General features: G+C 53.2%; 6 protein-coding genes. 1 reads left to right on the top strand and 5 read right to left on the bottom strand.

The window, feature by feature from the left end; genetic code table 11:
* From JRI89_17235 to JRI89_17215, 5 genes are all read right to left on the bottom strand, one after another.
* On the bottom strand, positions 1 to 256 hold a 256-nt coding region (locus JRI89_17235), incomplete at its 3' end, for a hypothetical protein (protein ID MBW2072975.1).
* 26 nt (positions 257 to 282) lie between these two features.
* Positions 283 to 1,827 carry a hypothetical protein gene (locus tag JRI89_17230; protein ID MBW2072974.1) on the bottom strand — a complete coding sequence of 515 codons (1,545 nt, stop codon included), beginning with the start codon at positions 1,825 to 1,827 and terminating at the stop codon, positions 283 to 285.
* A gap of 10 nt (positions 1,828 to 1,837) precedes the next feature.
* Positions 1,838 to 2,983 carry a hypothetical protein gene (locus JRI89_17225; protein MBW2072973.1) on the bottom strand — a complete coding sequence of 382 codons (1,146 nt, stop codon included), beginning with the start codon at positions 2,981 to 2,983 and terminating at the stop codon, positions 1,838 to 1,840.
* Positions 2,980 to 3,846 carry a hypothetical protein gene (locus JRI89_17220; GenBank protein ID MBW2072972.1) on the bottom strand — a complete coding sequence of 289 codons (867 nt, stop codon included), beginning with the start codon at positions 3,844 to 3,846 and terminating at the stop codon, positions 2,980 to 2,982. Before JRI89_17220 ends, JRI89_17225 begins: the two co-directional genes overlap by 4 nt.
* A 122-nt stretch (positions 3,847 to 3,968) precedes the next feature.
* A complete protein-coding gene (locus JRI89_17215; protein MBW2072971.1) occupies positions 3,969 to 4,763 on the bottom strand; it encodes a hypothetical protein in 795 nt (264 codons plus the stop codon).
* 1,168 nt (positions 4,764 to 5,931) lie between these two features.
* Here JRI89_17215 and JRI89_17210 point away from each other — a divergent pair.
* A partial coding sequence (locus JRI89_17210; protein MBW2072970.1) for a cyclic nucleotide-binding domain-containing protein occupies positions 5,932 to 6,384 on the top strand: 453 nt, incomplete at its 3' end.

Below are 6,384 nucleotides of genomic sequence, written 5' to 3'. Positions count from 1 at the left end.
CCACCCCTGCCTCGTGCATTCGATCAGTGCCGAGAAAATAAAGAGCCCTCTCTGCCCGCACCGTGGCGTTCAGCACCCGGAGCACATGGGCAAACTGCACGCCGAAATACCCGATCACCTTCTCCAGTTCATTCAGACCATTTTCCTCTTCACCCAGGGCAAGAAGGGCCAGGCCCAGAAATTTGTGGATAAGGCCAGGCACATAACCGTTCACCTCAGGATATGATGCTGCTATCTCCTTCAATTCCTGAAGCACGGAGTTTCTGCCCCGCCTCAACATAATCAAGCGGTTGTACAGGTATTCAGCCCTGATCCAATGATAATAGGGAGTGTGATCAAGCGGTTGTACAGGTATTCAGCCCTGATCCAATGATAATAGGGAGTGTGGCTGGAGCGTACCTGGCGAGGTGCTCGTCCAAGAAGCCTCCTGTAACTGGCAAGCGCTGCGGCAGCCTTGCGGAAATTGCCTGCCCGGGTGTGGATCTGGGCCAGGTAGCCATAGTTGCGGCAGAGCTCTTCCCTGTTGATCAGGCCCATGGCCAGGCGCTGGTATGTTTCAGCCTCCTCGAACCTCCTCATGGCAAGATAAAGCTGGCTGAGAGTGCTGAGGTTCTTGCCCCTCACATGGGCAAGCGTCTTTCTGGTGTCCATTTCACGCATCAGCTGCAAATGGAGCTCCTCGGCCTCCTGGTAGCGGAAGATGTCTTTCAAGGTGACCGCGTAACTGATCTGCGCATCCAGGTAATCGTCGGATCTGATATAGCCCGAAAACTTTTCATAAAGTTTCACTGCCTTCTCGAGAGCGTGGCGTGAACCGCCCACCTCTCCCCTGTGGCAATGACAGCTGCCTTTTTTCCAGTAGCATGTAAACAGGGCGGGGATGGCCCTGTCAGGCGGAAATCTGGCCCTGTTTCTTTGCAGAATACTGATAAGGCTTGCTGCATTTTCAATGCAGGTATCAAAAAGGTAAAGGTCGTATTGTCGTTCAAGAGCCTGCAGCTCGGAATCGATTTCAACATCGGCCTTCAGACAAGCGGTTTTCTGAAGGTCGGGGAAGGCACATACCAGGGCCTGCTCCAGAGATCCTACCTTCAACAGTTGCAGCCCTGCAAAGCTATCCCCGATATCCTGCCTGTCTGACACCAGAACCTGCTTCAAGAAGAAGCGCTCTCTTGCAAGGGTGGCGAGCTTCTCCTCCATGTTGGCCGCCGGCAATATGGAGCCGTCGCGGGCAACCATTGCCGAAGCGCTCAACTCTAAAGGAACGGGGATGCCTGCAATCAGGGAGCACAGAGCCAGGGCAAGGGCAAGACCCATGGACTCGCCATGAACCTGCAAATCTTCCCTGCCGTACGGGTCAAGGATATCCACATGGAACCGTTCTGGTCTCCACAAGCAGCGTCTTGCCAGGAGCTTGCCCAGGGCGCCAAAGGTGGCCGAACCCACCCTGTCGAGCAATTGCAGCCTGGGTGCCGCAAGGCCCTGTCTATGCTCTTCCCGCACCACAATCTCCCGCACCATTCCAAAGCTGGTTACCACGGGAAACACAATGGATCCTGCTGCAGGCTTCGGTGTTTGCCAGGCCACAAGGGCCAGCACGGCCCTTATGCCAGAGTGGTGCAGATGTGAAGTAGGCAGGGAGCGTATGGCATCAAGCGCCTCTGGCGAGATAAGCGGCCTGTGCTCCTCCAGAAAATAGCGCAGGCACCTCAGGATCTCGGGTCTGACCAGGGCGAGTTCCTGGTAGTTTGCCACGGCATAGAGGATCGCCGCATTGAAATTGCCCTCACGCTCGTGGAGCTTTATCATGGAAAGGACATCTTTCATCCTGTGGCCCTCACTTGTGGAACCGGACCTCAAAGACCCGCACCCTGTCCTTGATATATATTGTCAACTCCACTTCTTCTGGAATCTGCTCGACTGAACCCAGGCACGCTTCATAGATTCCCGGGCCTTTTTCTTCTACCGAGAGCGGAGCCCTGTTCATTGAAATGCGGGGAATCTCTTCCAGGGGGCCATCAGAAACAACTCGCAACAGCAGCATGTCCCTTATCTGGACGATTCCGAAAAAGGCATCCTCTATCCTGCAAATCTCCTGGCTGAACACCTCGCCCAGCTCGTGGTCGCCCATATCCGCAGCCCTTGTGTAAGGCTCCAGGTGCACCGCTATCTGCACCAGCTCTTCGTCTTCTTCCCAGAGGGCCTGGTTGACAGGAAAGGAAAGATACTCGGCTAGCTCGATCTCCTTTTCTTTCCACGCCAGGAATTCATCATCCCTGTGTGTCGGGCCGCCTGGTTCTCCTTCCAGATCGGCGCCTGGCAATTCCCGGTCACCAGGCGCGGATTCATCCAGATACTGCGAACGGGCCTTCATTATGTCGTTCAGCTGTTCTGAAGAAACACTGCCCCTGTATGCCGCCAGATTGCCGGCGAGCATGGGCCGCTCATTGAAAATTTCCACGAGAATCGGGTAACAGAGGGGGTTGTCCTGGTCGAGCAGAACGGTTTCTCCCTGCTGGTGATATTCAACATCGAAAGAGAGAGGAATCACCCGTATTATATTATGCAAGGATTTTTCCCCATCTCCCTCATAGATCACCAGGACAGGAAAAGAGACGCCCAGAGAGGCCACGGTATCGCCCCGGGAATTCCTGGGCCTGGGCGAGGTTGCCCATATCTGTCCCGGACCTATTTTCACCGGGGTTGGGGGCCTGTGCCGCAGCGGCTCAGACTGCCTGAGCCTTTTCAGGATCTTCTCCTTTGCAGCTGGAGAAAAGCCGCGCTCGCCCCGGGTCCGAGCAGGACTTCCCGCCTCCAGCAAAGAAAAGAGATGCCTGCACCGCCTGCACTTTTCCACATTGAGGTGGTAAAAAATATCTGATCTCTTGGCCTCAGGAAGTCCCCCTGTCTGGTATGCCAGGAGCTCGTCTCCGGTGGGACAATGGGCGTACTGGAAAGAGGCTCTGTCCCTTTTCCTTTTCATGAGCCACCCCTTGCCTGGGCAATCTTTTCCGAGACGACTCTCAAAACCGCCTCCATTTCTTCCGGGATGGGCAGCGATCCTCTCTTTTGAAAATATTTCATGATATATTCCCTGTACCTCTTTTCCCTATTGTAAACAGTTCCGGTGCTGCACCCCATGAACCGCGCTGTCTCGGCAATGGTCAGCTCTTTAACCACCCGGCAATAATGCAAATCTATCATGGCCGGTTGCATGCCTTCGAGCAGCTCCCGTGCCATCAGTTCATGGTCCGGGCTCAAAAGGGTGTCATCTTCAAGCGGCATTTCAGCGCCATTCCGGGAGGCAGGCAAGGCAACGGTTCTTACTGCATAGAGATGAAACACCTGGACTACGTGTGAAAGGACATCTTCGTGCCTTGCCATGCCGCCCACCGCCTCCAGGAGCGAGGTGAGGTATTCTGCCATGTCCCTGTCTTTTATTGCAGCAGAGCGTGACCCTGGACTCCTCGGGGGAACTGCCCGCGGCACCCGCAGAGCCGCTCCTGCCGCGCAGGGGATGTGGCGAAATTCCTCCAGCTTCCAGCAGCCGCAAAATCTTCTGCATGAACTCAGGCACCTTTGCTTCAGCACCCTTTCCACCTGCTTTTTTCTCGCCCTGAAGCCCGGTTTGAAGGTCTCAGCCTTTTCGCGCAACAGGTTCTCAAACACCTTTCTTATATAACGAACAAGGTGGGTGTCATTTTCAAAGGTAAGATCGCAGAGTCTAAGCAGGAGTCTGCCTTTTTCCAGAGCCTCCCAACACAGTTCCATGAAAGAAGCCTCATCGAGACCACTGCCCTGGATGGCAGACAGGCCTCCACGGAAGGTCAGAAACACGCTCTTCATAATCCTGTCCATCGAGTCTATATAAAATTCTACGTCGTATTCCCCGCCGACGCATCTGCACTGGAGCGTGTCGATCAGTTTCGCAGTTCCAGTTTGTTTGGCTTCTTTTTTCATATTAGGGTTTAGGACCCCATATTTTTCATTCTTTTTCTTGCCAGCTCCAGGACAGCTGGCCTGAGAACTCCCCTGGGCAACAGTGCGGCAGACAGGAAGCGCTCTCTGGTAAGTGACTGCATGGCGCTCACCACCAGCACGGTCTTCCGGGCAAGAATTTTGTACGGAAAATTTTCTACTGCCGGCCTGCCGTCAGGGTCCAGCGCCCTGCCCCTGAAGGACGGGTCAAACAGGATATCCACTGCAGGGTCCAGCCTTTCAACTCTAGTTGAAAAGGGTATTATGCTTATTTGATTCTCTCTCACATCAAAGACCATCACCGGCCTCGAGTAGGGTTGTTTGAGTCGGCGAGGATCATGAAAGCAGAGCTCCAGATCAGGAATCAGGAAGATCATTCCCCTGTGAAGTTTGTCTTGCAGATAGGCACAGTAACTTTTCAGGGCCTGAAGAATCTTCCTGGCATCCTTCCTGGTGACAGCTGATAGGTTTGCCAGCGGATTGAAATGTCTGTTTCGCTCCAGGCCGAACCTCCAGAGCCAGGAATAGATCCTTTCATGCAGATCAAAGGAGTGTTTCTTCACCCTTTTCCAGTTCTGGACTTTCTTCAGCTCTGCCAGAAGCATTCTTTCCCTGGAAGAAAGGACCCCGGGAACAATGGTCAAACGCTGTCTCCAGCAGTAAAGTCCCAGAATGTCCCGCGGATGAGGCGAGATGGTCTCTTCTGGCCGTCTGATATTGAAAGAGACGAGATGGTCATCTATAAGGGCGCGGACAATATGAAAAGATCTGGTCTCAGAAGGCAAGCCCCACCCTCCATATGGTCTCAGGCATCGAGAGGTCTTGTTCTTCAAATGTCGAAACAACGGGGGGAAATGATCTGTGCTCATATTCTCAAGAATCAGCAGGCATGTCAATAAATTGCCAAAATTTTTGTTGGAACCTTTCGCTTCCATCCAGGACCACTATTTTCTCTGGAGGGCATTTGATTCATAGCAAACAAGTACTAGCCTTTTATGCCAACAGCCGAAGGGCCAGTGCGGCGTATCATATAGCCTGGATGAGGCTGGTGCTCATTGGCGTTGAAGGCCCGCCACATTCATTGCACCGTAAACTTTCCCAGTAGTAGGGCCTACCGGTTGATAGCAAAATGTAAGTGTACCCCTTTCAGTACTCGATTGCTGCTGGCCAACCTGAAGCTGAGCCAGCGGCCAGTATTACAATGGCGCCACGGCGCAATTGCTTGCCGGAATAGATAGCAACACAGGAGAACGCAGGCTGAAGCCTGCGCCTACCAACTCGTTGCCGTACCTCCAATTCCCTGTCCCGCCTGCTTGACGGTATTGCTTGTCAGGTGCACTTTCATTTTGCCATCAAACCATACCTCTATATTGTTTGCTCGCATCGGTATCGTGAAAAGATATCCTATCACAAGAATAGATTATATGTTGACAGCAGCAGTCGGTGGGGCTAACGTAAGAGTTGAAAGAGGGTTTTTTGAAAAGAAAACAGGTGGTTTATGAATAACAGTCCTTTGAAAGTGTGCCTGCTGCGCTCCCATTAGGACGTTACGTCTTACTGGGAGCTGTTGACAGCGTCTGTAAAGTTTGCCGCCTCAGCTGGTGGTTCTCCTTGACATTCGCATTCCCCGGTCTCGGAAACGGCTTCGATATCCGGCAGAGCATCTCGCCACGGCAGCTGCAAAGAAAGTTGCATTCCGGCAGAAATTCCCTGTCAACACCGAGTGGCTCCAGTGGTCCTTGTTGAACAGCAAAGCAGCCGCTCTCATGCCTTGAATGTGTTGTCCTGCTGCAGCCGGATCCTTACTCAGCAAAACTCATTCAGCAAACGACAAGCGCGGGGCTGGTGTGCGCCAATGCTGCCTGCTTGACCGAAGCCTGGCCCCGGGGAACGAGGGGAAAAGATAGAGGGAGGGAAAAACTTCCAATACCGCAGCTACACAGGAGTAACATCATGATTATAGAACAGTCAGAGCTTTTCAAGGGGATGAATAGAGAATTCATCAAAGAAATCATCACCATGGCAACCAAGGAAAGCGTCAGTGAAGGAACAACGCTCTTCCACGAGGGTGAGCCGGCCCGCTATTTTTACATCATGCTCAGGGGACGCATCAAATTGAGCACCGGCAAAGACGGCCACATGGTGCACACAGTCAGCCGTGCCGGCGAGGCCTTTGCCTGGTCCAGTCTGGTGGGACGCGAGGTGTATTCTGCCTCGGCCGAGTGCCTCGCTCCTACAAGGGTCATAAGGCTGGACAGAGACAAATTTGAACACTTGCTGACCAAAGATCCTGCAAGTGGGCTGCTCTTCTTCAAGCGGTTGGCACGCCTCATTGGTGAAAGACTTGTCAACAGTTATTATGCGCAGATACTCGGATATCCGAGCCAGGAGCACAAGACCTACGGC

Source organism: Deltaproteobacteria bacterium (assembly GCA_019309045.1).
Classification (GTDB): domain Bacteria; phylum Desulfobacterota; class Syntrophobacteria; order BM002; family BM002; genus JAFDGZ01.
The sequence above is the reverse complement of the archived record's forward strand: the minus strand, read 5'-3'. Positions and strand labels throughout refer to the sequence as shown.